This window comes from Methylobacterium sp. CM6244 (assembly GCF_054817885.1).
This window is the reverse complement of sequence record NZ_CM139247.1, coordinates 1,648,761-1,673,056: the sequence shown is the minus strand read 5'-3', so window position 1 is coordinate 1,673,056 and position 24,296 is coordinate 1,648,761. Positions and strand designations below refer to the sequence as shown.

Annotated in this window: 13 protein-coding genes and 1 pseudogene; 10 read left to right on the top strand and 4 right to left on the bottom strand. The window is 66.0% G+C overall.

Going from position 1 to position 24,296, the window contains the following annotated elements:
• The first annotated feature begins 32 nt into the window (after positions 1-32).
• The gene (locus ACYQML_RS07720) at positions 33-920 is read left to right on the top strand and encodes a LysR family transcriptional regulator (protein ID WP_461235687.1); all 888 of its coding nucleotides are present in this window, start codon (positions 33-35) and stop codon (positions 918-920) included.
• A 144-nt stretch (positions 921-1,064) separates the two neighbouring features.
• The gene (locus tag ACYQML_RS07715; RefSeq protein ID WP_461235204.1) at positions 1,065-1,415 is read left to right on the top strand and encodes a hypothetical protein; all 351 of its coding nucleotides are present in this window, start codon (positions 1,065-1,067) and stop codon (positions 1,413-1,415) included.
• Between the two features lie 467 nt (positions 1,416-1,882).
• Here ACYQML_RS07715 and ACYQML_RS07710 read toward each other — a convergent pair whose 3' ends face one another.
• Positions 1,883-2,674 (bottom strand): cyclic nucleotide-binding domain-containing protein, encoded by a 792-nt coding sequence (locus ACYQML_RS07710; protein ID WP_461235686.1) that lies wholly within the window; start codon positions 2,672-2,674, stop codon positions 1,883-1,885.
• Positions 2,675-2,753: 79 nt separating this feature from the next.
• Here ACYQML_RS07710 and ACYQML_RS07705 point away from each other — a divergent pair, with 79 nt between their 5' ends.
• The 4 genes and pseudogenes from ACYQML_RS07705 to ACYQML_RS07690 all read left to right on the top strand — a co-directional run bounded on the left by ACYQML_RS07705 (position 2,754) and on the right by ACYQML_RS07690 (position 8,318).
• Positions 2,754-5,186 carry a response regulator gene (locus ACYQML_RS07705; protein WP_461235203.1) on the top strand — a complete coding sequence of 811 codons (2,433 nt, stop codon included), beginning with the start codon at positions 2,754-2,756 and terminating at the stop codon, positions 5,184-5,186.
• A gap of 193 nt (positions 5,187-5,379) precedes the next feature.
• Positions 5,380-5,739, top strand: a complete 360-nt coding sequence (locus ACYQML_RS07700; RefSeq protein WP_311274333.1) for a response regulator — start codon at positions 5,380-5,382, stop codon at positions 5,737-5,739.
• Positions 5,740-5,785: 46 nt separating this feature from the next.
• On the top strand, positions 5,786-6,820 hold the full coding sequence (locus ACYQML_RS07695) for an adenylate/guanylate cyclase domain-containing protein (protein ID WP_461235202.1): 1,035 nt from the start codon (positions 5,786-5,788) through the stop codon (positions 6,818-6,820).
• Between the two features lie 622 nt (positions 6,821-7,442).
• Positions 7,443-8,318 (top strand): annotated as a pseudogene (locus ACYQML_RS07690) (transposase).
• Between the two features lie 126 nt (positions 8,319-8,444).
• Here the strand turns inward: ACYQML_RS07690 and ACYQML_RS07685 are convergent.
• The 3 genes from ACYQML_RS07685 to ACYQML_RS07675 all read right to left on the bottom strand — a co-directional run bounded on the left by ACYQML_RS07685 (position 8,445) and on the right by ACYQML_RS07675 (position 20,487).
• Positions 8,445-13,316 carry a beta strand repeat-containing protein gene (locus ACYQML_RS07685; protein WP_461235201.1) on the bottom strand — a complete coding sequence of 1,624 codons (4,872 nt, stop codon included), beginning with the start codon at positions 13,314-13,316 and terminating at the stop codon, positions 8,445-8,447.
• Positions 13,202-19,051 (bottom strand): FG-GAP-like repeat-containing protein, encoded by a 5,850-nt coding sequence (locus ACYQML_RS07680; protein WP_461235200.1) that lies wholly within the window; start codon positions 19,049-19,051, stop codon positions 13,202-13,204. The genes ACYQML_RS07685 and ACYQML_RS07680 overlap by 115 nt, the downstream gene beginning before the upstream one ends.
• A gap of 446 nt (positions 19,052-19,497) precedes the next feature.
• Complete coding sequence (locus ACYQML_RS07675) at positions 19,498-20,487, bottom strand: LysR substrate-binding domain-containing protein (protein WP_461235199.1); 990 nt, start codon at positions 20,485-20,487, stop codon at positions 19,498-19,500.
• 129 nt (positions 20,488-20,616) lie between these two features.
• Between ACYQML_RS07675 and ACYQML_RS07670 the strand changes: the two genes are divergently transcribed.
• From ACYQML_RS07670 to ACYQML_RS07655, 4 genes are all read left to right on the top strand, one after another.
• Positions 20,617-21,297, top strand: a complete 681-nt coding sequence (locus ACYQML_RS07670; RefSeq protein WP_056455081.1) for an orotate phosphoribosyltransferase — start codon at positions 20,617-20,619, stop codon at positions 21,295-21,297.
• Positions 21,294-22,568 carry a hydantoinase/carbamoylase family amidase gene (locus tag ACYQML_RS07665; RefSeq protein WP_461235198.1) on the top strand — a complete coding sequence of 425 codons (1,275 nt, stop codon included), beginning with the start codon at positions 21,294-21,296 and terminating at the stop codon, positions 22,566-22,568. Before ACYQML_RS07670 ends, ACYQML_RS07665 begins: the two co-directional genes overlap by 4 nt.
• A gap of 168 nt (positions 22,569-22,736) precedes the next feature.
• Positions 22,737-23,525 carry a transporter substrate-binding domain-containing protein gene (locus tag ACYQML_RS07660; RefSeq protein WP_461235685.1) on the top strand — a complete coding sequence of 263 codons (789 nt, stop codon included), beginning with the start codon at positions 22,737-22,739 and terminating at the stop codon, positions 23,523-23,525.
• 105 nt (positions 23,526-23,630) lie between these two features.
• Positions 23,631-24,293 (top strand): amino acid ABC transporter permease, encoded by a 663-nt coding sequence (locus ACYQML_RS07655; protein WP_056427766.1) that lies wholly within the window; start codon positions 23,631-23,633, stop codon positions 24,291-24,293.
• The last annotated feature ends 3 nt before the right edge of the window (positions 24,294-24,296 follow it).

Below are 24,296 nucleotides of genomic sequence, written 5' to 3'. Positions count from 1 at the left end.
CTGCGGAAGGAAATTCGCTTAACCGTGACGACATGGACAAGCTCACGGCGTTCGATGCCTTCGTGCAGTCGGCTGAAACCGGCAGCTTCGTCGCGGCGGGCCGCAAGCTCGGCCTGTCAGCCTCGGCAGTCGGCAAGGCGGTGGCACGGCTCGAGCAACGGCTGGACGCGCGGCTGTTCCATCGCAACACGCGCAACATGACCCTGACCGAGGAAGGGCGACTGTTCCTGGAACGCTGCCACCGCATCTTCGAGGAGATCGAGGCGGCCGAAGCCGAGCTGGCCCGGTCCAATCGAACCCCGAGGGGCCGGTTGCGTGTGAGTCTCCCGCTGGTCGGCATGTTGCTGTCGCCGGTGATGGCTCATTTCATGCGCACTTGGCCCGAGGTTCAACTCGACTTGGATTTCACGGACCGGCTGGTGGACGTCGTGGAGGAAGGGTTCGACGCCGTCATTCGGACCGGGCAACCCTCTGACAGCTTGTTGATGAGCCGCCATCTTGGACGGTTCCGCCTGAAAATCGTCGCGTCACCCAACTACTTGGCGCAATATGGAGTGCCGCTCACCCCTGACGACCTGCACCAGCATCACTGTCTTCATCAGCGTTCGCCGGACACCGGAAAGCTGCGGCCCTGGCCCTTTGTGCGTGCTTCAGGCCAGGGGAAGCCCGTCCTGCCCGAGCGGATGAGCGCGACAGCGGTCGACCCCCTGATCGAACTGGCGAGCGAGGGGATGGGCATCGCCTGTCTGCCGCCCTTCGCGATCCGCGACGAGATCGCCGATGGCCGTCTCGTGTCCATCCTGGACGAGTGGTTGACCGGGACCGATCAGTTCCATGTCCTGTGGCCGGCCAGCCGGCAGATCACGCCCAGACTACGTGCGTTCGTCGATTTCATGGCCGAACGTCTGCAGCCGCAGTAAAGACGATACGCGAGATCGCCAAGAGTGCTCCCGCTGGCTATTCAAGTGCTCCAGCGATGATCTCAGAAGCGAAACTTAGTCGTTCAAGCTGCACAACACAGGGGTGTCGAGGCGAGCGAAGAAATCCGGCTGGAAGTCTTCAGGGTGTTTCGCACCGGGCTGGAAGAGTCGAGAACCGGCCGGCGCAACATCTCTCGCGCCTGCCTACAGCGCTCGACGATGCTTCTGTGTACAATCGGCTCGGTGGCGACGGCGGACGATCCGCGCGGCATGCACCACATCCATCGACATGGCATTCCGATCGTGACGGATTTGACAGCGTGCGTTTTTGGCATCCGCACTCAAGCTGTTGATTCATCTCGCGACAGCAACAAATTGATGAAATTGCTTCACGAGAAAGCGATTTCTTTCGGCGATCATCGAGCATGGCGAGGAATCCGCACGCAACCAGAGGATATGCTTCGGCAATCGCCGTTGGTGGCCTCGTTGTGCTGATGGTCCAGGAAGTGCCGAACTGGAACGCGACCCTCATAGGTCTGCTCTCCCTGATCGCGTTTGCCGTACTCTGGATATTGGCAGGACGCGAGGTCATCGAGGAGGGGGCGCGCGCGCCGGTTCGGGTCGCCGTCACGGTTCGTGACATCGAGGCCGATGACGCGGTCATGTCAGAGCACCGCTTACTTCTCGGCCCGCCGGGACACCTCGAATTACTCGAACCTCGACGCTCACCGACGATCTTGTCCCTTCGACGTCTCCCGAAGCTCCGTTGGAAATAGCGGCACCCAGCGGGTGCGTGTCCGAGCGAGCGGCTCGACGGACGCGATCCCTTCGTTCTTGGAGCGGTTGTCAGCTCTTCCCTTCTTTCCAGGCACAAGGTGCCGGAAAGACCTGCGCACGGCGCGAACCTGTTTGGGGCCGCAGGATCATGACAGGGTCAAGTCTCATGAGAACCCCTGATTGACTCAAGAGAGCTCCGCTTCGAGGAGCCGATTGGTGTCGACGATCTTGTCGGCCAGTTCCAGAATGAGAAAACGTTGAACGTACAGCGCCAGGTCAGGGCGTTCACGCTCCATTCGGGCCAGAGCAGCCCGATCGATGCCGACGGTGCGGCAGGGGCTTTCGGCGATCGCCGTGGCGGTGCGCCGCCCCCCCTGGGCCAAGCCGATTTCGCCGATGACAGTGCCGGCTGTGGTCGTGCGCAAACGATGGTTGGAGCGGCCGGGCATCTCCAGCCGGATGGAAATGATGCCGTGTTCGAGGAAGTAAAAAGCGTCAGCGGGCTCACCCTGACGCATCAGCGCCTCGCCGGCCGCCAGGGTGCGGAGACTGAGATACGGTTCCAGTTCGCCAGCCCCGACCGTGCAGCCGAGCCTATCGGCAAGGTGCTGAGCAAACGATGTCGCTTCACCTTCGTCGCTGGTCCCGGCCTCTGACAAGAGAGCCGTCTCCGCTGCCCGCATGGCCGCATCGCGGGTGCGAAAGATCCGTATTCGCGGCTCTACGAGAAGTCCGTCACGTTCGATCTGTTGATGAGCGATTGGGCCGAGATTGACCAGCAAAACGTCGAAGCGCGCCTGCTCGGCGAACTGCCCGATCTTGCGGAAGACAAGCAGCGCGGAACTGTCCAGTCCGACACATTCACGGAAATCCAGAATCAGGAAACGGAAATCGGCGGTCGCTTCCACGTCAGCGGCGGCTTGGCGCAAGATCTTCTGCGCGTTCAGGAAAAACAGGTACCCTTGCAGGATGTAGATCCGCGTCCGCTCCCCTGATGCACGCAGCAGATCGGTGATGTGGGGCGCGCGAATGATACTGCTTCGACGCTCAGCTCCGGTGTCCTATCTCCTGACCGCCTCACCGTCGATGATCTGCAGCTTCGAGGTGGGCGGCCGCAACGCACCGACATTCATCAGTGAGAATGTCCGGGACCTTCTCGGCTATGAGCCGAGCGAGTATCTCGAGGGCCCCGATTTCTGGCTCGAGCGGCTTCATCCCGACGACCGGGACCGAGTTCTGGCCGAGTTCCCCCATCTTCTCGCGAATGGCCACCACGTCGTCGAGTACCGGTTCCGGCGCAAGGACGGTATCTATCGCTGGGTAAGGGACGAGCAGCGCCTGATCAGCGGCCCGCATGGCGAACCTGTCGAGGTCGTCGAATCCTGGAGCGATATCACCGAGCGCAAGGAGGCAGAATTCGCACTTCGGGAGCAGACGACTCTCGTCGAGCTCCTGCAGGTCACGGCGGCCGCGGCCAACGAGGCGCTCAACGTCGAGGATGCCTTGCAGATCTGCCTGGGTCGGATCTCGGCACATACCGGATGGCCGCTCGGGCACGCCTACATGCTTGCCAATGACGGCAGCGAAACCCTGGTGTCGTCCGGCATCTGGCATTGCGATACGCCGGAGCGCTTTGCGCGCTTCCAGGCCGTCACTTCGGAGACGCCGCTTCCTGTCGGCATAGGGCTGCCGGGACGCGTGTTGGCATCAGGCGAAGCGATGTGGGTCCTCGATCTCGATGCGGAATCCGACCATTCCCGTGCCGGTGCCGCCGCTGCGGAGGGGTTCCGGGCGGCTTTCGGGTTCCCCGTCACGGTCGGTCGTGAGGTCGTCGCGGTGCTGGAGTTCTTCGCGGCTGAAACGCAGGCACCGAACCGGGCGCTCCTCAACGTCATGGCCAATATCGGCGCGCAGCTCGGCCGGGTGATCGAGCGCAAACGTGCCGAGGAGAACCTGCGGGAGGCCAAGGACGCGGCAGAGAACGCCAGCAGATCCAAGAGCAGCTTCCTGGCCAACATGAGCCACGAATTGCGGACGCCGCTCAACGCCATCATCGGCTTCACGCGGCTCATCATGCGTCGCGCCAAGGACGTGCTGCCCATCAAGCAGTTCGAGAACTTGGAAAAGATACTGACGAGTTCGGAGCATCTGCTCTCGCTGATCAACACCATCCTCGATCTCGCCAAGGTCGAAGCGGGCCGGATGGAAGTGAAGACGTCGGAATTCTCGCTCGAATCCACCCTCGACCTCTGTCTCCGTACGGTCGAGCCCCTGGTCAAAAGCGAGCACGTGCGACTGGTCAAAGATTTCGAGGGCCTGCCGGAGACGATCAGCACCGATCAGGAGAAGCTGAGGCAGATCCTGATCAACCTTCTCAGCAACGCCATCAAGTTCACTGAAACGGGCTCGGTGACCCTGCGCGCACGCGCGGTCGGGGACCGGATCGCACTCGCGGTGATCGATACGGGCATCGGCATCCCGAGCGGAGCGCTGACCCTGATCTTCGAGGAGTTCCAACAGGTCGATAATTCCGCAAGCCGAACATATAGTGGAACCGGGCTCGGCCTCGCCATCAGCCACCGACTGGCCCGGATGCTCGGCGGCGACGTGGGCGTGGACAGCCAGGAGGGTAAGGGCTCGACCTTCACCCTCACTCTTCCGCGGCGTATCGACGGCAACGTCGAACCTCCGCCCAGCCCTCGGGCGCCTGTGACCGAAGCCGTGAATCGGACCTCGTCCAGGACCGTGCTCGCCATCGATGACGACCCGAACGTCGTCTACCTTCTCAAGGAAAATCTGCTCGACGCGGGCTATGACATAATCGGCGCCCCCAATGGCGAGGACGGCCTGAGGAAGGCACGGGAGCTTCAGCCGCGCGCCATCACTCTCGATATCATGATGCCGGGAACGGATGGGTGGCAGGTCCTGCATGCGCTCAAGACCGACCCTCTGACGCGTGAGATTCCCGTCATCCTGATCTCGATCGTCGACCAGAAAGAGCTCGGCTTCCACCTCGGAGCCAGCGACTACATCGTCAAACCATTCGAGCGCGAGTCACTGATCGGCGCCCTTGGGCGCGCGGCCCCCGACAGCGAACGCATCCTCGTGGTCGATGACGACCCGAACGTGGTCGACCTCGTCCGGCAGTTGCTGGATACCGAGCGCTGTACGATCGAATGGGCGCGCGACGGCGTCGCGGGCCTAGAACGGATCGCGCAGGCGCGCCCGAGCGTCATTCTCCTGGATCTCCTGATGCCGGGCATGGACGGCCTCACCTTCCTCGATCACCTGCAGGCCGATCCCGTTGCCCGCGGGATCCCCGTTGTCGTCTTGACGGCGGCATCCTTGAACGCAGCTGACCATGGCATGCTTCGGGAACGCGTGCGCGGGCTCATCGACAAGCAGGGCCTCGACCGTGACGCACTCATCCGAGAGGTCAGGCGGGTATTGCCGTTACTGGAAACCCAGGGCGCCGAGATCGCCCAATGATCTGCGCCGTGGAAGCGAGAATGCGTTCGATGAACAGCCTGGTTGGGCGCCGCGGCATCGGCCGGCAGCGAGCCATGGATCGGCGCAGGATTTGCCGAGTCCTCACCGGAAAATCGAGCCGGACAAAAACAGGGCTTGCCAGCACCGGGCAGCGCCCCGGCTGTCTCTTCGTAGACTACGAAGGTTTCGCGCGATGAAGACCATCCTCATTGTCGAAGATGGCCCTCTCAATCGCGATCTGCTGACTCAGCTCCTCGAGGACGACTACGCGCTGTTGATCGCCGTCGATGGTGGTGCGGGCGTCGCGATGGCCGCGAGTCATATCCCGGATCTCATCCTCATGGATCTTTCCCTGCCCGTCATCGACGGCTGGGAGGCGACGCGTCGGATCAAGGCCAACCCGGCGACGGGAAACATTCCCGTCATCGCGATCACGGCCAACGCGATGAGCGGCGACGAGGACAAGGCCAAGATGGCGGGGTGCGACGATTTCATGACGAAGCCTGTCGATGAAGACCTGCTTTTCGCCAAGCTACATCAATGGCTCGATTGAACGCAGCCGGTCCTGAAGCGGCTGCGACCTGGAGATAACGAGACCTGTGGACCCCGCACGCATCCTCATCGTCGACGATGAAGCCTTCAACCTCGATCTGCTGGAGCAGGAGCTCGAGCTTCTCGGACACGAGAGCGTTCGGGCCGCCAACGGACGCGCTGCGCTCGATCTCCTGAATACCGAACCGTTCGATTTGGTCCTGCTCGACGTGATGATGCCAATACTGGACGGCTACGCCGTATTGGACAGCATAAAGTCGAACGACCGGCTCCGTCATACCCCGGTGGTCATGATCTCGGCGCTGACAGAGATCAGCAGCGTCGTACGCTGTATCGAGATGGGGGCCGAAGATTACCTTCCCAAGCCCTTCGAGCCGGTACTGCTCGAAGCGCGGATCCGTGCCTGCCTCGACAGGAAGCGGCTGCACGACCGGGAAGTGGCCCATATGGAAACCATCAAGCTCCAGCAGAAACGAGCGGACGACCTGCTGCACGCTATCCTGCCCGTCGCGGCGGTGAGCGAGCTGATGAGCACCGGCCAGGTCAAGCCGCGGCTTTTTTACGATGTCGCAGTGCTCTTCATCGATCTCGTCGGCTTCACGGCGTGGTGCCACAGCAAAGGCCCCGAAGACGTCGTGGCCGAAGTTCAGCGTCTGGCCGAAGCGTTCGAGGTCGTGGCGCACAAACACGGCATGGAGAAAATCAAGACGATCGGCGACGCCTTCATGGCAACCGCCAATTTGTTATCGCCCCATACCGATCCGGTGACCGCGGCCATCCGCTGCGCGCAGGACATGGTGTCCATCGCTGGTGATGGCTCCACCGGATGGCGAATCCGGGCTGGCATTCACATCGGCTCCGTCGTTGGCGGCATCGTCGGGCGGTCGAAGTTCACCTTCGATCTCTGGGGCGACACGGTGAACGTGGCCGCTCGTCTGTGTTCGCTCGGCGACGGATGTTCCGTTCATCTCTCCGAGGAAGCCTCAGCCCGCGTGCATGACGGCAGCGCGATCAACCATATCGGCAAGGTGTCTCTCAAGGGAAAAGTCGAGATCGAGATTTATTGCTTTAAATTTAGTTAGCTCCATAGCCGCTATTCTTATCTCAGACTGATCTGACATCAGATTAGCATGAAAATCAAAGAATATTTCAGTTTGTATAAGAATACACACTTTCATTTCGTATTCGAATATTTCATAGCCCCACCGAAGGAGCCACAATGCGGACGTCCGATCTCAAATAACTAACGATGACGCACTGGGACGACCCGCAGCGTCATACGACTTAAACTCTTCCGCCCAGGTAAAATCGGCTCATCCCGTAGAAATGCGCATCGTTAAGTGAGGAGCCTCCGTTACTCCAACCGGATCGAATTCGCACCCAATGTAGTCTTCGTCGCGGGCTTGATTTCACAGATCGTCCTGGGTGTCTCTGCGCTCGTCACGTTGGGAGTCGTTGCCGCGACCGGCACTCGCATCCTCGATCAGGTCAACTTAGGCCCGCCACTCATTCGAGAGGCCATCGTTATGGCAGCCCCACTCGGTATCGGACTAACTCTTATCGTGCTGCCCCTGTGCTTCAAGTCAGTGTCTGAGGCAGACCTCCTATCGTCAAGGATCTGATCCTGCTGACTGCGCTCGCGGCCTAAGTGCCCTGACGCGGCAAGAGGATTCACGATGGGATTGACGCCTGCGAAGCTGGGTGATGGCTCAGTCCGTTTGGATACCTTTCGATGAGCCACCGACGTCACAACTGGCTGCGATTGCCGGTGACCAATCCCGGCCATTCAAGCGCATCGTTCGCGCTCTCAGCATCCTGCGGTCGACCGAGCGCTTGAACGTGGAGAGGTGGCTCGAGAGGCAGGTAACAGTTGGCCTGCGGGAGGGCTCTGGCAAAAGCGCTTTGACAAAGAAGGCGTAGAGGGTCTGCTACCCGACAAGACCTGTCTGCCCGACACCCCGCCGCATTTCACAGGAACGGTGGCGGGAGCTCTGGCACTGACCTGCTTGGTGCCGCCGGATGAGGTCATCCACTGGACCGGCCGCGCCGTCGCTGCGTAGACCAGGATCTCTCCGCTTCGTGCAGCGGGTCTGGCAGGAGCACCGTCTGCAACCGCATCGGGTGCGTACCTTCAAGCGCTCGCACGACCCGGCCTCGCCGAGAATGTGGAGGATGTGGTCAGTCACAACACCAAATCCGCCCGCCCACGCCGTCGTGCTGTCCATCGACGATCCTTCGACAGGCTCAGGATAAGGAGTCCCAGATCCAGGCTCGGGAGCGAACCCGTCCCATGGTCCCGGCCATCCTATCGCTCAGACGCATGACTACACCCGCCACGCGCGATGAACGTGTCCCTCCAACCCAACCTCGGCCTCATGGCTCAATGCGGTCGAGGGCTTCTTCTCCACGCTCACACGCCGCCGCCTCCAGTGGGGTACGTTCAGTGGCGTCGTTGATCTGCAGGTGGCCATCAAACGCTATATCGCCGAGCACAACCGCAGCGCCCGCCCCTTCGTCTGGATAAAGCCCGCCGCCGCCATCTTCGATGCCCGCAACCGAGCCCCTGAACCATCCGTCTGAGTCAATGCAATAGCGGTTGACGTGGTGAAGGGGCAGAAAGCTGCCGGATCGCGTGAAGACGAAGGCCCATACGGCATGCGAGGCTCTGGCCGAGCAGGATTGATCGGCCAGAGCGCATTGCGAAGCTTACGCCACCAGGAAGTCGAGGTGAGTCAGCGTTTCCTTCGTGCCGATGACGGCAAACTGGACGGCAGTGCTAGCCGTCCCGTTGCCGTCGGCATCGTAGGAGAGCGCACCGTTCTTGTGGTTGTAGAGAATGCGATCGCTCGCATCCACTACGGCACCGGCATTGCCGAGATCCTTGAACGCAGTCTCCGCAAGCTGCCCCGTGGTAAGAGCGCGGAACACGGCCCGGGCCAGTTGGATCGTGTCCTCCGGTACTGAGAAGTCGGTAAGGCGGTCGACATTGACAGAGCCGAGGTTCGACGAGAATGCGAACGTATCGCTGCCGCCCTTGCCGTAGAGCAGGTCGGCGCCCGCGCCGCCGTTGAGAACGTTGGCACCGGCATTGCCTATCAGTGTGTTAGCGAACGCGTTGCCGCCGAGCCCGATGGCGTCCATGCCGGTGTCGCTCATGGTTCTCAGCGTCTCGATCTCCTGACCGGCCGACAGCGTGAAGCTCACACTGGTCCTGACCATGTCGGTGCCGCCGCCATCCGTCTCGAACACGCGGTCACTGGCGTCGTCGACGATGTAGCTGTCGTCGCCAGCGTAGCCATAGAGTCGGTCGGCGCCCGCGCCGCCGTTGAGAACGTTGGCACCGGCATTGCCTATCAGTGTGTTAGCGAACGCGTTGCCGCCGAGCCTGATGGCGTCCAGGCCGGTGTCGCTCATGGTTCTCAGCGTCTCGATCTCCTGACCGGCCAACAGCGTGAAGCTCACACTGGTCCTGACCATGTCGGTGCCGCCGCCATCCGCCTCGAACACGCGGTCACTGGCGTCGTCGACGATGTAGCTGTCGTCGCCAGCGTAGCCATAGAGTCGGTCGGCGCCCGCGCCGCCGTTGAGAACGTTGGCACCGGCATTGCCTATCAGTGTGTTAGCGAACGCGTTGCCGCCGAGCCTGATGGCGTCCAGGCCGGTGTCGCTCATGGTTCTCAGCGTCTCGATTTCCTGACCGGCCGACAGCGTGAAGCTCACACTGGTCCTGACCATGTCGGTGCCGCCGCCATCCGTCTCGAACACGCGGTCACTGGCGTCGTCGACGATGTAGCTGTCGTCGCCAGCGTAGCCATAGAGTCGGTCGGCGCCCGCGCCGCCGTTGAGAACGTTGGCACCGGCATTGCCTATCAGTGTGTTAGCGAACGCGTTGCCGCCGAGCCTGATGGCGTCCAGGCCGGTGTCGCTCATGGTTCTCAGCGTCTCGATCTCCTGACCGGCCGACAGCGTGAAGCTCACACTGGTCCTGACCATGTCGGTGCCGCCGCCATCCGTCTCGAACACGCGGTCACTGGCGTCGTCGACGATGTAGCTGTCGTCGCCAGCGTAGCCATAGAGTCGGTCGGCGCCCGCGCCGCCGTTGAGAACGTTGGCACCGGCATTGCCTATCAGTGTGTTAGCGAACGCGTTGCCGCCGAGCCTGATGGCGTCCAGGCCGGTGTCGCTCATGGTTTTCAGCGTCTCGATTTCCTGACCGGCCGACAGCGTGAAGCTCACACTGGTCCTGACCATGTCGGTGCCGCCGTCAGCCGCCTCAATCACACGATCACCGGCATCGTCGACGATATAGGTGTCGTCGCCGTCATACCCGGAGGCGCTCGTCCCCGGGCCGGTCAGCAAGAAGACGTTGTTGCCCGCATCGCCTCGGTTGGAGCCAGTGACAGTCACCCGCAGATGCGAGGAACCGGCGCCACCCTGTCCATCCGAGAGCGTGTAGAGGAAGTCGTCGACGACGCTTGCTCCCACCGCGACCCGGCCCTCGGCATTAGCTTCGTACGTGTAGCTGCCGTTCCCCTTCAGGGTGAGCGTGCCGTAGCGGCCGGCGATCACAATCTCGCCGTCGACGGCCGTCCGGGTCGTGCCGGCGGTCACTGCCCTGATCGCGGTGATCGTCAGGGTGCCGCTGTCGGGGTCGATGTCGTTGCCGAGCACGCCACTCGCCACGGAATTTCGCTGAACAACCTCGATCACGTCGTCGGTCGCGACGGGGGCGTCGTTGACTGAGGCGAGAGTCAGCGCCCGGGTCGCTGCCGTGATGGCCGTGCCGTCGCCGACATCGTAGCTGAGCGTAACCAAACCTTTATAGTCGGCGTCCGGCGTAAGCGTGAAGGTCCCGCCCGTGATCGTCACCGTGCCATGGTCGGCCCTCAGGTTCGTGACCGCGAGCGTTGCACTGTCGGTGTCGGTGTCGGTGAAGCCCTTCAGTAGGTTGGAGAGCAGACCCGTATAGGCAGTGTCCTCCCTGCCGGCCGCGAGTGTCGCCCGGGTGCCGGTGAGACGCGGCGCATCGTTCACCGCCGTGATCGTGACGGTGGTGGTGCCGGTGGTAGTCCCGACGCCACCCGAGCCCTGGGCGCCGGTATTGCCGTCCGAGAACGTCCAGACCAGCGTGGCAGAGGTCGGAGGCGTGTCGGAGGTGTTGGCGTAGGTGACGGCGCGCGCCACCGCGTCGGCGAGTGCCGAGGTGGCCACCTCCGTGCCGGTGAAGGTGACGGTGAGGGTGCCGGCCGTGTCGGTGAAGGTGGCGAAGGTCGCCCCGTTCGTGTCGAGCAGGTCGTTGCCCGAGACCGTGAAGGTCGAGGCGCCGAAGCCGAACGTGTCCTGCGCATTCGCCCCGCCCTGGCGGGCAAGGGTCAGCGTGGCGCCGGCATAGTCGCCGGCGCCGCTTTGCAGCGCGTCGAGTTCGGCATCGGAGAGGGTGACGTCGCTGTCGAGGATGACGGCGGCGCCGTTCTCGGTGAACGCCACCGTGCCGCCGAGCGAGTTCGGGGCGTTGAACGTGGTGTCGAGGCTGCCGTCCGCGTTGTAGCGCACCACCGCGAAGTCATTACCGGTATTGTTGCCTGCACCACGGCCCACCACGACAATCTTGCCGTCCGCCTGCACCATGACGCTTTGACCAATGTCTTGCGACGTGCCGGTGCCGACCGGGGTGGTGATCTTGCCGGTTCCGTCCGGGCCGAAGCTGGTGTCGAGGCTGCCATCCGCGTTGTAGCGCACCAGTGCGAAGTCGTTACCGGTCCCGGTGCTGGCGCTATAGCCGGCGATGACGATCTTGCCGTCCGCCTGCACCGTGACGCTGTAGGCAGAGTCGGTCGACGCCCCGATGCCGACCGGTGTGAGGATCTTGCCGGTCCCGTCCGGGCCGAAGCCGGTGTCGAGACTGCCATCCGTCTTGTAGCGCACCAGCGCGACGTCAATGCCGTTGCCACCGTTGGCGCCGTAGCCCGCAACGAGGATGCTGCCATCCGTCTGCACCGTGACGCTGTTGCCTTGGTCCTGCCCCGTGCCGGCCCCGACCGGTGTGAGGATCTTGCCGGTCCCGTTCGGGCCGAAGCTGGTGTCGAGGCTGCCGTCCGCGTTGTAGCGCACAACCGCGAAGTCGCCGCCGCCGCCGCCCTCGCCGTAGCCCGCGACGACAATCTTGCCGTCCGCCTGCACCGTGACGCTTGAACCGAGGTCGAACGACGTGCCGGTCCCGACCGGGGTGAGGATCGTCCCGGTCCCGCCCGTACCGAAGCCGGTGTCGAGGCTACCATCCGCGTTGTAGCGCACCAGTGCGAAGTCGTTACCGGTTTCGCCGCTGTTGGCGCGGTAGCCGGCGACGACGATCTTGCCGTCCGCCTGCATCGTGACGCTGTTGCCGACGTCTCCCGACGTGCCGGTGTTGACCGGGGTGAGGATCTTGCCGGTTCCGTCCGGGCCGAAGCCGGTGTCGAGGCTACCATCCGCGTTGTAGCGCACCAGAGCGAAGTCTTGGCCGCCGCTGCCGTTGCCGTAGCCCGCGACGACGATCTTGCCGTCCGCCTGCACCGTGACGCTTGAGCCGCCGTCGCTCGACGCACCGGTGCCGACCGGGGTGAGGATCTTGCCGGTCCCGTCCGGGCCGAAAGTCGTATCGAGGCTACCATCCGCGTTGTAGCGTACCAGCGCGACGTCGTAACCGGTGCCGTTACCCTGGCCATAGCCCGCCACGACGATCTTACCGTCGGCCTGCACAGCGACGCTTTGGCCGGAATCGTACGATGTTCCGGCGCCGACCGGAGTGAGAACCACGCCGGTCCCGACGCCGCTGAACGACGGTGCGTCGTTCAACGGCGCGATCACCGTGCTCAGGGTCGCGGGCGTGCTGGCCACACCATCGCCGACGCTGTAGCTGATCGTGATCTGGCCGCTGTAGTCGGCGGCCGGGGTGACGGTGTAGCCGCCCGCCCCGTCGCTGACGATGGTGCCGTGATCGACGCTGAGGTTGGAGAGGACGAGGGTGGTGTCCTCGGGATCGGCAAAGCCCTGCAGCAGGTCGACCGCTCTCACCGTGAAGGCGGTGTCTTCCGTGCCGCCCGTGAGGATGGCCTGGCTGCCGGTGAGCAGCGGCGCGTCGTTCACCGCCGTGATCGTGACGGTGGTGGCGCCGGTGGTGGTGGCGACCCCATTGGGGCCCTGGGTACCGGTATTGCCGTCGGAGAACGTCCAGGCGAGCGTGACCGACGAGGCGGGCGCCTCGGAGGTGTTGGCGTAGGTAACGGCGCGCGCCACCGCCTCGGCGAGATCCGAGGTGGCCACCTCCGTGCCGGTGAAGGTGACGGTGAGGGTGCCGGCCGTGTCGGTGAAGGTGGCGAAGACCGTCCCGTTCGTGTCGAGCAGGTCGTTGCCCGAGACCGTGAAGGTCGAGGCGCCGAAGCCGAACGTGTCCTGCGCATTCGCCCCGCCCTGGCGGGCAAGGGTCAGCGTGGCGCCAGCATAGTCGCCGGCGCCGCTCTGCAGCGCGTCGAGTTCGGTATCGGAGAGGGTGACGTCGCTGTCGAGGATGACGGCGGCGCCGTTCTCGATGAACGCCACCGTGCCGCCCCGTCGCTCACGATGGTGCCGTGGTCGACGCTGAGGTTGGAGAGGACGAGGGTGGTGCCCTCGGGGTCGGCGAAGCCCTCAAGCAGCTGGGCCGCCGTCACCGTGAAGGCGGTGTCCTCCGTGCCGGCCGCGAGCGTCGCCTGCGTGCCGGTGAGCAGCGGCGCGTCGTTCACCGCCGTGAGCGAGAAGCTGCGGGTCGCGGGGGCCGGGGCGTTGGTGCCGTCGCTGACGCCGTAGGTCAGCGTCACCGGACCCGTGGCGTTCGCCGCCGGCTTGATGGTGAAGGAGCCGTTCGAATTCGCCGTGGCCGTGCCGCTGGACGAGGTCAGGCCCGACACGGACAGCATCGCGGTGCCCGCATCGGCCCAGCCCTCAAGCAACTGCGCCTCGGTCGCCGTGTAGGCGGTGTCCTCCGTGCCGTCGGCGAGCACGGTCTGCGTGCCGGTCAGGGCCGGAGCGGTGGCGTCTATGGCCAGGTCGGTATCGGAGCCCGTGGTCGCGCTGGAGACGCTGGCCGGGTCGAAGGACAGCGCAGTGGTCGTGGTGTTGAGCAACACGGAGACGGTTCTGCCATCGTTATTCGCAACGAGGATGTCGAGCCGGCCGTCGCCGTTCACGTCGGCCACCGTCGCGCTGCGAGGCTCGGAGCCGACGGCTAGGTCGGTCGTGCCGCTGAAGCCGCCGGCCCCGTCGCCCAGACGCACCGAAACGGTGTCGTTGCCACTGTTCGCGGTGAGGATGTCGAGATGGCCGTCGCCGTTCACGTCGGCCACCGTCACGCTGAAGGGAGCGGAGCCGACAGATATGCCGGTCGTGCCGCTGAACCCGCCGACCCCGTCGCCCAGACGCACCGAGACGGTGCCGTTGCCGTTGTTCGCGGTGAGGATGTCGAGCCGGCCGTCGCCGTTCACGTCGGCCACCGTCACGCCGAAGGGGTCGGCGCCGACGGATATGTCGGTCGTGCCGCTGAAGCCGCCGGCCCCGTCGCCCAGACGCACCGAGACGCTGTTGCCGTTGAAGTTCGCGGTGAGGATGTCGAGCTTGCCGTCGCCGTTCACGTCGGCCACCGTCATGCTTGTGGGAGCGGCGCCGACCGATATGTCGGTCGTGCCGCCGAAGCTGCCGGCGCCGTCACCCAGCCGCACCGAGACGGTGTCGTAGCCGCTGCTCGCGGCGAGGATGTCGAGATGACCATCGCCGTTCACGTCGGCCACCGTCACGCTGCCAGGCTCTGAGCCGACGGATACTTCGGTCGTGCCGCTGAAGCCGCCGGCCCCATCTCCCAGGCGCACCGAGACGGTGCCGCCACTGTTGTTGGCGGTGAGGATGTCGAGATGGCCGTCGCCGCTCACGTCGGCCACCGTCACGCTCATAGGCTCGGAGTCAACGGATACGTCGGTCGCGCCGCTGAAGCCGCCGGCCCCGTCGCCCAGCCGCACCGAAACCGTGTTGCTGCTGTTGTTGGCGGTAAGGATATCGAGCTTGCCATCCTCGTTCACGTCGGCGACCGTCACACTCGCTGGCGCGCCGCCCACCGTGACGTTCGGTGCCGCCGCGAAGTCGAGCAGGCCGGACCTGTCCAGCGATCCGCCATTGAGTTCGAGGCCGGTGACGGTGAGGCTCGCATCGTCCTCCCCGGCCGCGATCGTATAGGTGAAGGTCGCGCGCCCTTCCCCGTCGAGGCCGGCATAGGTGGCGGTTGTGCCGTTGCTCAGGGTCAGCCGCGGCGCGCCGGTGACAGCGACGGCCGTTTCCGTCTCCAGCGTGAAGGTGACGGTGTCGCCCGCCCTCAGCGTGCCGGCACGGCTCGCCGTCGTGACGATGCCGGTCGCCTCGTTCAGGTCGGTGACGTCGATGGTCAGGGTTCTGGCGACACCGGCCAAGCCCGCCGCATCGGTCGCGACCACCGTCAGCGCGTGGCTGGGCGCGGTCTCGTAGTCGAGGTGCTGTCCCTCAGCCAGCGTGACTACGCCTGTGACGGGGTCGATCGTGAACAGCCCATCCGCGTTGCCGGCGGTGATGGTGTAGCGCAGCGCCGAGCCGGCATCGTCCACGTCGGTTGCCGCGAGGGTGGCGAACACCGTGCCGGGTGCCGCGCTCTCTGCGACCTCGATCGTCACTGGCTGCGTCAGAACCGGCGCGTCGTTCACGACCTCAAGGGTGGTGCTCAGGGTGGCGGGGATGGAAGCCGCGCCGTCTCCGACGCTGTAGCTGATGACGAGCGGGCCGTTGTAGTCGGCGGCCGGGGTGACGGTGTAGCCGCCCGCCCCGTTGCTGACGATGGTGCCGTGGTCGACGCTGAGGTCGGAGAGGACGAGGGCGGTGCCCTCGGGATCAGCGAAGCCCTGCAGCAGCTGGGCCTCCGTCACGATGAAGGCGGTGTCCTCCGTGCCGGCCAGGAGCGTCGCCTGGGTGCCGGTGAGACGCGGCGCGTCGTTCACCGCCGTGATCGTGACGGTGGTGGTGCCGGTGGTGGTCGCGGCTCCGCCGGTGCCCTGGGCGCCGGTATTGCCGTCCGAGAACGTCCAGGCGAGCGTGACGGAGGAGGCGGGCGCCTCGGAGGTGTTGGCGTAGGTGACGGCGCGCGCCACCGCGTCGGCCAGCGCCGAGGTGGCGACGTTCGTGCCGGTGAAGGTGACGGTGAGGGTGCCGGCCGTGTCGGTGAAGGTGGCGAAGGTCGCCCCGTTCGTGTCGAGCAGGCTGTTGCCCGAGACCGTGAAGGAGGAGGGGGCGAAGCCGAACGTGTCCTGCGCATTCGCCCCGCCCTGACGGGCAAGCGTCAGCGTGGCGCCGGCATAGTCGCCGACGCCGCTTTGCAGCGCGTCGAGTTCGGTATCGAAGAGGGTGGCGTCGCTGTCGAGGATGACGGTGGCGCCGTTCTCGATGAACGCCACCGTGCCGCCGAGCGATCTCGGGGCGTTGAACGTGGTGTCGAGGCTGCCATCCGCGTTGTAGCGCACCACCGCGAAGTCGGTGCCACCGCTGCCGACGGCTTGGCCCGCGACGACGATCTTGCCGTCCGCTTGGACCGTGACGCCGTAGCCCTGGTCGGACGACGTGCCGGCGCCGACCGGGGTGAGGATCGTGCCGGTCCCGTTCGGGCCGAAGCCGGTGTCGAGGCTGCCGTCCGCGTTGTAGCGCACCACCGCGAAGTCTTGGCCGTCGCTGCCCTGGCCGTAGCCGGCGACGACGATCTTGCCGTCCGCCTGAACCGTGACGCTGTTGCCGTAATCGCTCGACGTGGTGGTGCCGACCGCGGTGAGGATCTTGCCGCCCGTGCCGAAGCCGGTGTCGAGGGTGCCGTTGGCGTTGTAGCGCACCACCGCGATGTCGGTGCCACCGCTGCCGACGCCGCGGCCCGCGACGACGATCTTGCCGTCCGATTGAACCGTGACGCTGTAGCCGATGTCGCTCGACGTGCCGGTACCGACCGGGGTGAGGATCTTGCCGTCCGTGCCGAAGCCGGTGTCGAGGGTGCCGTCCGCATTGTAGCGCACCACCGCGAAATCGTTGGCGGTCCCGCTACCAGCGCCGGTGCCCGCGACGACGATCTTGCCGTCCGCCTGCACCGTGACGCTGTTGCCGGTATCGCTCGACGTGCCGGTGCCGACCGGGGTGATGATCTTGCCGCCCGTGCCGAAGGTGGTGTCGAGGCTACCGTCCGTGTTGTAGCGCACCACTGCGAAGTCTTGGCCGGTCCCGCTGCCGCTGCCCCAGCCGGCGACGACGATCTTGCCGTCCGCCTGTACCGTGACGCTGTTACCGACGCCGTTCGCCGTGCCGACCGGGGTGAGGATCTTGCCGCCCGTGCCGAAGGTGGTGTCGAGGCTGCCATCCGTGTTGTAGCGCACCACCGCGAACTCGAGAGAGCCACCGCTGCCCACGCCATAGCCGGCGACGACGATCTTGCCGTCCGCCTGGATCACGACGCTTCGGCCGAAGTCGCCCGACGTGCCGGCGCCGACCGGGGTGAGAACCGCGCCGGTCCCAACGCCGCTGAACGACGGCGCGTCGTTGACCGCTGTGAGCGAGAAGCTGCGGGTCGCGGGGGCCGGGGCGTTGGTGCCGTCGCTGACGCCGTAGGTCAGCGTCACCGGACCCGTGGCGTTCGCCGCCGGCGTGATGGTGAAGGAGCCGTCCGGGTTCGCCGTGACCGTGCCGCTGGACGAGGTCAGGCCCGACACGGTCAGCATCGCGGTGCCCGCATCGGCCCAGCCTTCGAGCAACTGCGCCTCGGTCACCGTGTAGGCGGTGTCCTCCGTGCCGTCGGCGAGCACGGTCTGCGTGCCGGTCAGGTCCGGGGCGGTGGTGTCTATGGCCAGGTCGGTATCGGCGCCCGTGGTTGCGCTGGAGACGCTGGCCGGGTCGAAGGACAGCGCGGTGATCGAGGTGTTGAGCAGCACGGAGGCTGAGTTGCTGCCGCCGGTGTTCGCGGTGAGGATGTCGAGCCGGCCGTCGCCGTTCACGTCGGCCACCGTCGCGCTGCGAGGCTGGCCGCCGACGGTTATGTCGGTCGTGCCGCTGAAGCCGCCGGCCCCGTCGCCCAACCGCACCGAGACGGTGCCGCTGTCGCCGTTCGCGGTGAGGATGTCGAGATGGCCGTCGCCGCTCACGTCGGCGACCGTCACGCTGAATGGGGTGGCGCCGACGGCTATGTCGGTCGTGCCGCTGAAGCCGCCGACCCCGTCGCCCAGACGCACCGAGACGGTGCCGTTGCCGTTGTTCGCGGTGAGGATGTCGAGCCGGTTGTCGCCGTTCACGTCAGCGACCGTCACGCTGAAGGGGTCGGAGCCGACGGCTACGTTGGTCGTGCCGCTGAAGCCGCCAGCCCCGTCGCCCAGACGCACCGAGACGGTACCGTTGCCGCCGTTCGCGGTGAGAATATCGAGCTTACCGTCGCCGTTCACGTCGGCCACCGTCACGCTGAAGGGGTCGGCGCCGACGGCTATTTCGGTCGTGCCGCTGAAGCCACCGTCCCCGTCACCCAGCCGCACCGAAACCGTTCTGTTGCCGCTGTTCGCGGTGAGGATGTCGAGATCGCCGTCGCCGTCCACGTCGGCAACTGTCACGCTCATAGGCTCGGAGCCGACGGCTACGTCGGTCGTGCCGCTGAAGCCGCCGACCCCATCACCCAGTCGCACCGAGACGCTATTGTCGGCCATATTCGCGGTAAGGATGTCGAGCTTGCCATCTCCGTTCACGTCGGCGACCGTCATGCCGATAGGTGCGAAGCCGACGGCTACGTCGGTCGCGCCGCTGAAGCCGCCGGCCCCGTCGCCCAGCCGCACCGAAACCGTGCTGCTGCCGATATTCGCGGTGAGGATGTCGAGCTTGCCATCCTCGTTCACGTCGGCGACCGCCACACTCATAGGGTCAGAGCCGACCGCTACATTCTGTGCCGCCACGAAGCCGAGTTGGCCGGGCCTGTCCAGCGATCCGCCGTCGAGATCGAGGCCGGTGACGGTGAGGCTCGCGTCGTCCTCCCCGGCCGCGATCGTATAGGTGAAGGTCGCGCGCCCTTGCCCGTCGAGGCCGGCATAGGTGGCGGTTGCGCCGTTGCTCAGGGTCAGCCGCGGCGCGCCCGTGACAGTGACGGTCGTTTCCGTCTCCAGCGTGAAGGTGACGGTGTCGCCCGCCTTCAACGTGCCGGCACGGCTCGCCGTCGTGACGATGCCAGTCGCCTTGTTCAGGTCGGTCACGTCGGTCGTCGAGTTCGGCAGCGTCATGACTCATCCCCACGGCTCCGCCGCATCGCGAGGCCGCCCTTCGTTCAGGTTCGTGGAAGGCTCCACATCGGGAGCCAATGCAGTGCGAGGCCTTGGGGGGACATGGGGTCGTCGGCACCATGCCTTCTGGGCGCCCTTCCCTACTGCGAATTATCGGACTGTTCTAGTCAAAAAACCGGCATACGCACTAATTATCGTATCTGTACTTATAAAATGCGCCCTTATCAGCCAAATGTTAATTAATATTTTGCAGATTACAAATTATAGAGGCATTATTGTAAATCATACCTCAGTATGCAGCCGTCGCGAGCAAAACTCGAAAGCAAGTGTGAGATAATTTACAACAACACCCGTCTCGCGAGCTTGAATTATTGCAGTTTACCCACGCGGCCGCGCAGGGGCTTTCGTCCGCAGGGCCTCAGCGAGCCTGACTCATGGATCATGGCTCACTGAAGCTTGGTATCGGCGACGGCTTCCGGCGCGAGAAGCCCCTCGACGAACCGCATTGCCGGCCCCGACAGGGCTGCGAAATCGACGGCATAGAGGTTGAGGGCGCTCACCGCCCAGGCATCGGTGAGCTCGGCCGCATGCAGGTGGCGCTCGCCCAGGGCCTGGAAGGCACCTTCGGCCATCACGCCGATGCCCATGCCGCACTCGATCATCCGGCACATGGTCGAGAGGCTGTCGACCTCGACCCGCTGACGCAGGGCGCGCCGGGCCTCGCGGGCGACCCGGTTGAGGTGGATCTGCACCGTGCTGCTGCCGCGCATGCCGACCTGCTCGAAATCCAGGGATTCGGCGTAGGCCACGTGGCTGCGGACACCCAGCGCATGCCCTTGCGGCATCACCAGGACGAGGCGCTCGGTGCGGTAGGGCCGCGCCGACAAGGGAAGGCCGGGCTCGCAGGCGCCGCAGATGCCGAGATCGGCCTCGCCCTCGATCACGTCCTGCGCCACGCTGCGGCTGCTGCGCTGGCGCAGGTCGATACGGATGTCGGGATGCGTCCGCGCGAAGCGGGCCATGTCGCCGGGCAGGAACTGCTCCACCGCCGAGGCGCTGGCGCTGAGGCGGACGCGCCCACGCACCCCGCCGGCGAATTCGGAGAGGTCGCTGCGCAACTGCTCTACGTTCAGCAGGATCGTCAGGGCGTGCTGGCGCAGCTGATCGCCGAGGAAGGTCGGCCGGACGCCGCGGGCATGGCGGGCCAGCAGCGGATGGCCGATCACCGCTTCGAGTTCGGCGACGCGGCGGCTCAGGGCGGAGGCCGCGATCTGCCCGCGCTCGGCCGCCCGCGCGATGCTGCCGGTCTCGCAGATCAGCACGAACAGCTCCAGCGTCCCGAGATCGAGCTGGCGAAGGAAGTGGCGCGGCGACGGCACGAAGGGGCTTTCCGGCTTGACGAAGTTCGCCGTGTCGGCAGGCAAAACCGGCGCCATCGCGGGCCGACGGTCGGCCGAGCCGTCGCGGAATGCGATGCCTGGACGCCGGAGATTGAACTTCTCGGGCCCCGAGCCCCTGCCTAGGTTGCGGCCTCGCTTCCCCCGACACTCCCGGAAAACGTCGCGATGTCCTCAACCTTCCAGCCGGCCGCGTCCTCCGCGCGGGTGGCCCAGGCGCTGGTGCAGGTCGGTGCCGTGCGCCTCACCACCGGCCAGCCCTTCATCTACACCTCCGGCTGGGCGAGCCCGGTCTATGTCGACACCCGCCTGCTGATGTCGGATGTGGCCCTGCGGACTCTGGCGATGGATCACGCGGCCGCGCGCCTCGCCGGGACTGTCGCCGAGAGCGGCGTCAACGCGATCATTGGGGCGGAGAGTTCCGGCATCGCCTTCGCGGCCTGGATCGCCGAGCGCCTGCGCCTGCCGCTTCTCTACCTGCGCAAGAAGCCGATGGGCTGGGGCCAGGAAGCCCGCCTGGAAGGACGCCTGCCCCACGAGGCCCGCCTTCTCCTCGTCGACGATGTCACCACGGACGGCCGCTCCAAGATCGCGGCGGCCCGGACTCTGCGCGAGGCCGGAACCGCGATCGCCGACGTCCTCGTCGTGGTCGATTACGGGATCTATCCCGATTCCGCCGCGCGCTGGGCCGAGCATGCCCTGGCCCTCCACGCCCTCACGACGTGGCGCGACCTCCTCGCCGCCCTGCGGGAGGCCGGGGAGCTCAGTCCGGAGGCCGGAGCGATGCTCGACGCCTTCACGGTGGACCCGGTCGCGTGGTCCCTCGCCCATGGCGGAGTCGGCGCGTGAGCCGGCCCCTACACCTGGCGAACCGCATCCTCGACGCGGTGGCGGATCTCTCGCGCGACGGGCTCGGCGTCACCCGTGAGGCCTACGGCCCGGGCGAAGAGGCGGCGATGCGGGCCATCGAGGGCTTCGCCGCCGACCTCGGCCTCGCGGCGGAGCGCGATCGCTTCCAGAACCTCTGGCTGCGACTGCCCGAGGATGCGCGCTTAGAGCCCCCGGTCGTGATCGGCTCGCACCTCGATTCGGTGCCGCAGGGCGGCAATTTCGACGGTCTCGCCGGGGTCGTCGCCGGCCTGCTGGTGCTCGACCGCCTGCGCGGCCGGGCCGGACTGGCGCCGCCCCTGCGGGTCCTGGCCCTGCGCGGGGAGGAGAGCGCCTGGTACGGCAAGGCCTATACGGGCTCGCTGGCCCTTCTCGGCCGGCTGCCCGCCTCGGCCCTGGCCCTGCCCCATCGCGCCGGCCGAGGCACCCTCGGCGAGGCCATGGCCCGCAGCGGCGTCGATGTCGATGCGGTCTCGCGGGGCGAAGCGTTGCTGCGGCCGCACGAGATCGCCGCCTATCTCGAACTCCATATCGAGCAGGGGCCGGTGATGATCGCGCGGGGCTGGCCCTCGGCGGTGGTCACGGGCATTCGCGGCAACATCCGCCGCCACCGCATTCGCTGCGTGGGCGAGGCCGGGCATTCCGGGGCGGTGCCGCGTTGGCTGCGCAAGGACGCGCTCCTCGCGGTGGCCGAACTCCTGTCGAGCATGGACGAGCATTGGCGCGTGCTGCTCCAGATGGGCGTCGACCTCGTGATGACGGCGGGAACCTGCACGACATCCGTGCAGTCGCACGCCGTCTCGGTCATCCCCGGCGAAGTGACGTTCAGCTTCGAGATCCGAAGCCAGGATTCGGACACGCTGGCGCGGTTCGACCAGCTGTTCCAGGAGGCCTGCCGGGGCATCGCCGCGAGCCGGGGCGTCAGCTTCGACTTCGACGCGGCCCTCACCTCGGCCCCGGCCGCCATGGATGCGGGCTGGATCGCACAGCTGGAGGCGGCCGGCGCGGCGCGGGGCGCGCCGGTGGAGCGCGTCCCGAGCGGGGCGGGCCACGACGCCGCGGTCTTCGCCGGGTCCGGCGTGCCCGCCGCGATGGTGTTCGTGCGCAACGCCAACGGATCGCACAACCCGCACGAGGCCATGGACACCGCCGACCTCCTCGACGGCGTCGACCTGCTCCTCACGGCGCTGACCGGGGCGGCGGCGAAGGACGTGTCCGGGCTCGCGGCTTGACGTTCGTCACGCCCTGTCCCCCGACCGCGCTGCCAAGTGCACAAGAATTGCACAGGCCTCGCGAATGCAGAGGCCCCCCGCAATCGCCGATGCCCCGCGGCGGTCTTCGCAGCGGCGGTCTCTGCAAGAAAGCTCGTTTCCCCAAGAGAGTTTGATTTGCCGATGTCCCTGACCAAACGCAGCCTCCTCCTCGCCCTCGGCCTGAGTTCCGCCCTGCTGTCGATAGGGAGCGTTCAGGCCCAGGAGGCGCTCGCTCAGATCGAGAAGTCCAAGGTCGTGAAGATCGGCGTGCCGGCCGATTACCCGCCCTACGGCTTCGTCGGCCTCGACCTGAAGCCGATCGGCCTCGACATCGATGTCGCCAACCTCATCGGGGCCAAGCTCGGCGCCACGGTGGAACTGGTGCCGGTGGTGAGCGCCAACCGCATCCCCTACCTCCAGACGAAGAAGATCGACCTCATCGTCTCGACGCTCGGCAAGAACGAGGAGCGGGTGAAGATCATCGATTTCAGCGCCGCCTACGCGCCCTTCTACCAGGGCGTGTTCGCGCTGAAATCCCTTCCCATCAAGAGCTTCGACGACCTCGCGGGCAAGTCCGTGGCGGTGACGCGCGGCGCCATGGAGGACGAGATGCTGGGCAAGGTCGCCCCCGCCTCCACCCAGATCCAGCGCTTCGAGGATCAGGCCGCCACCACCGCCGCCTTCGCGGCCGGGCAGACCCAGGTCATCGCCACCAGCGTCTCGAATATCGGCGTGCTCAGCCGCAAGAGCCCTAATCTCGGCATCGAGTACAAGCTGCTGCTACGTGACAGCCCCTGCTTCGTCGGCATCGCCAAGGGCGAGGACGCTCTCCTGAAGAAGGTCAACGAGATCGTCCTGGCCGCCAAGGCGGACGGCACCCTCGAAGCCCTCTCGCAGAAATGGCTGAAGCGCGGGACCGGCGACCTCCCCCTGTAGAACCCGCCCTCGAGAACCTGCCGCTCTGAAACTCGCCCGTCCGCCGAGGGCCGTCCCGCTGGGCCGGCTCTCGCTCACGCCGCCTGCCGGGGTCCCCGACCGTCCATGCCGCTGCAACTCGACTTCGCGAGCATCCTCGCCCAGTGGCCCCTGCTCGTCCGGGGGGCGGCCTGGACCATCGGCCTGACGGCGGTCGCCACCCTGCTGGGGGGAATGATCGGCATTCTCTGCGCCTGGGCGCGGGCCAGCGGGCCGCGTCCGCTGCGCTGGCTCGCCGGCGCCTATGTCGAGCTGATCCGCAACACGCCCTTCATCGTGCAGCTATTCTTCATCTTCTTCGGCCTGCCGGAACTCGGCATCCGGCTGTCGCCAGCCCTGGCCTCGATCCTCGCCATGACCATCAACCTCGGGGCCTACGCCACCGAGATCCTGCGCTCCGGCATCGAGGCGACGCCGCGCGGGCAGATCGAGGCCGCCGAGAGCCTCGCTTTGACCCGGGCGCAGGTCTTCACCCGGGTGGTGCTGCCCCCGGCCCTCAAGAAGGTCTGGCCGGCCCTGGTGAGCCAGATCGTCATCGTCATGCTGGGATCGGCCGTCTGCGGCCAGATCTCGACGGAGGAACTGAGCTACGCCACCAACCTGATTCAGAGCCGGAACTTCCGGGCCTTCGAAGCCTACATCGTCGGCACCCTGATCTACCTCGCCCTCGCGATCCTCGTACGCAACCTGCTCAACTGGGCCGGGCCGCGCTTCCTGTTCGGCCGTTAGGGA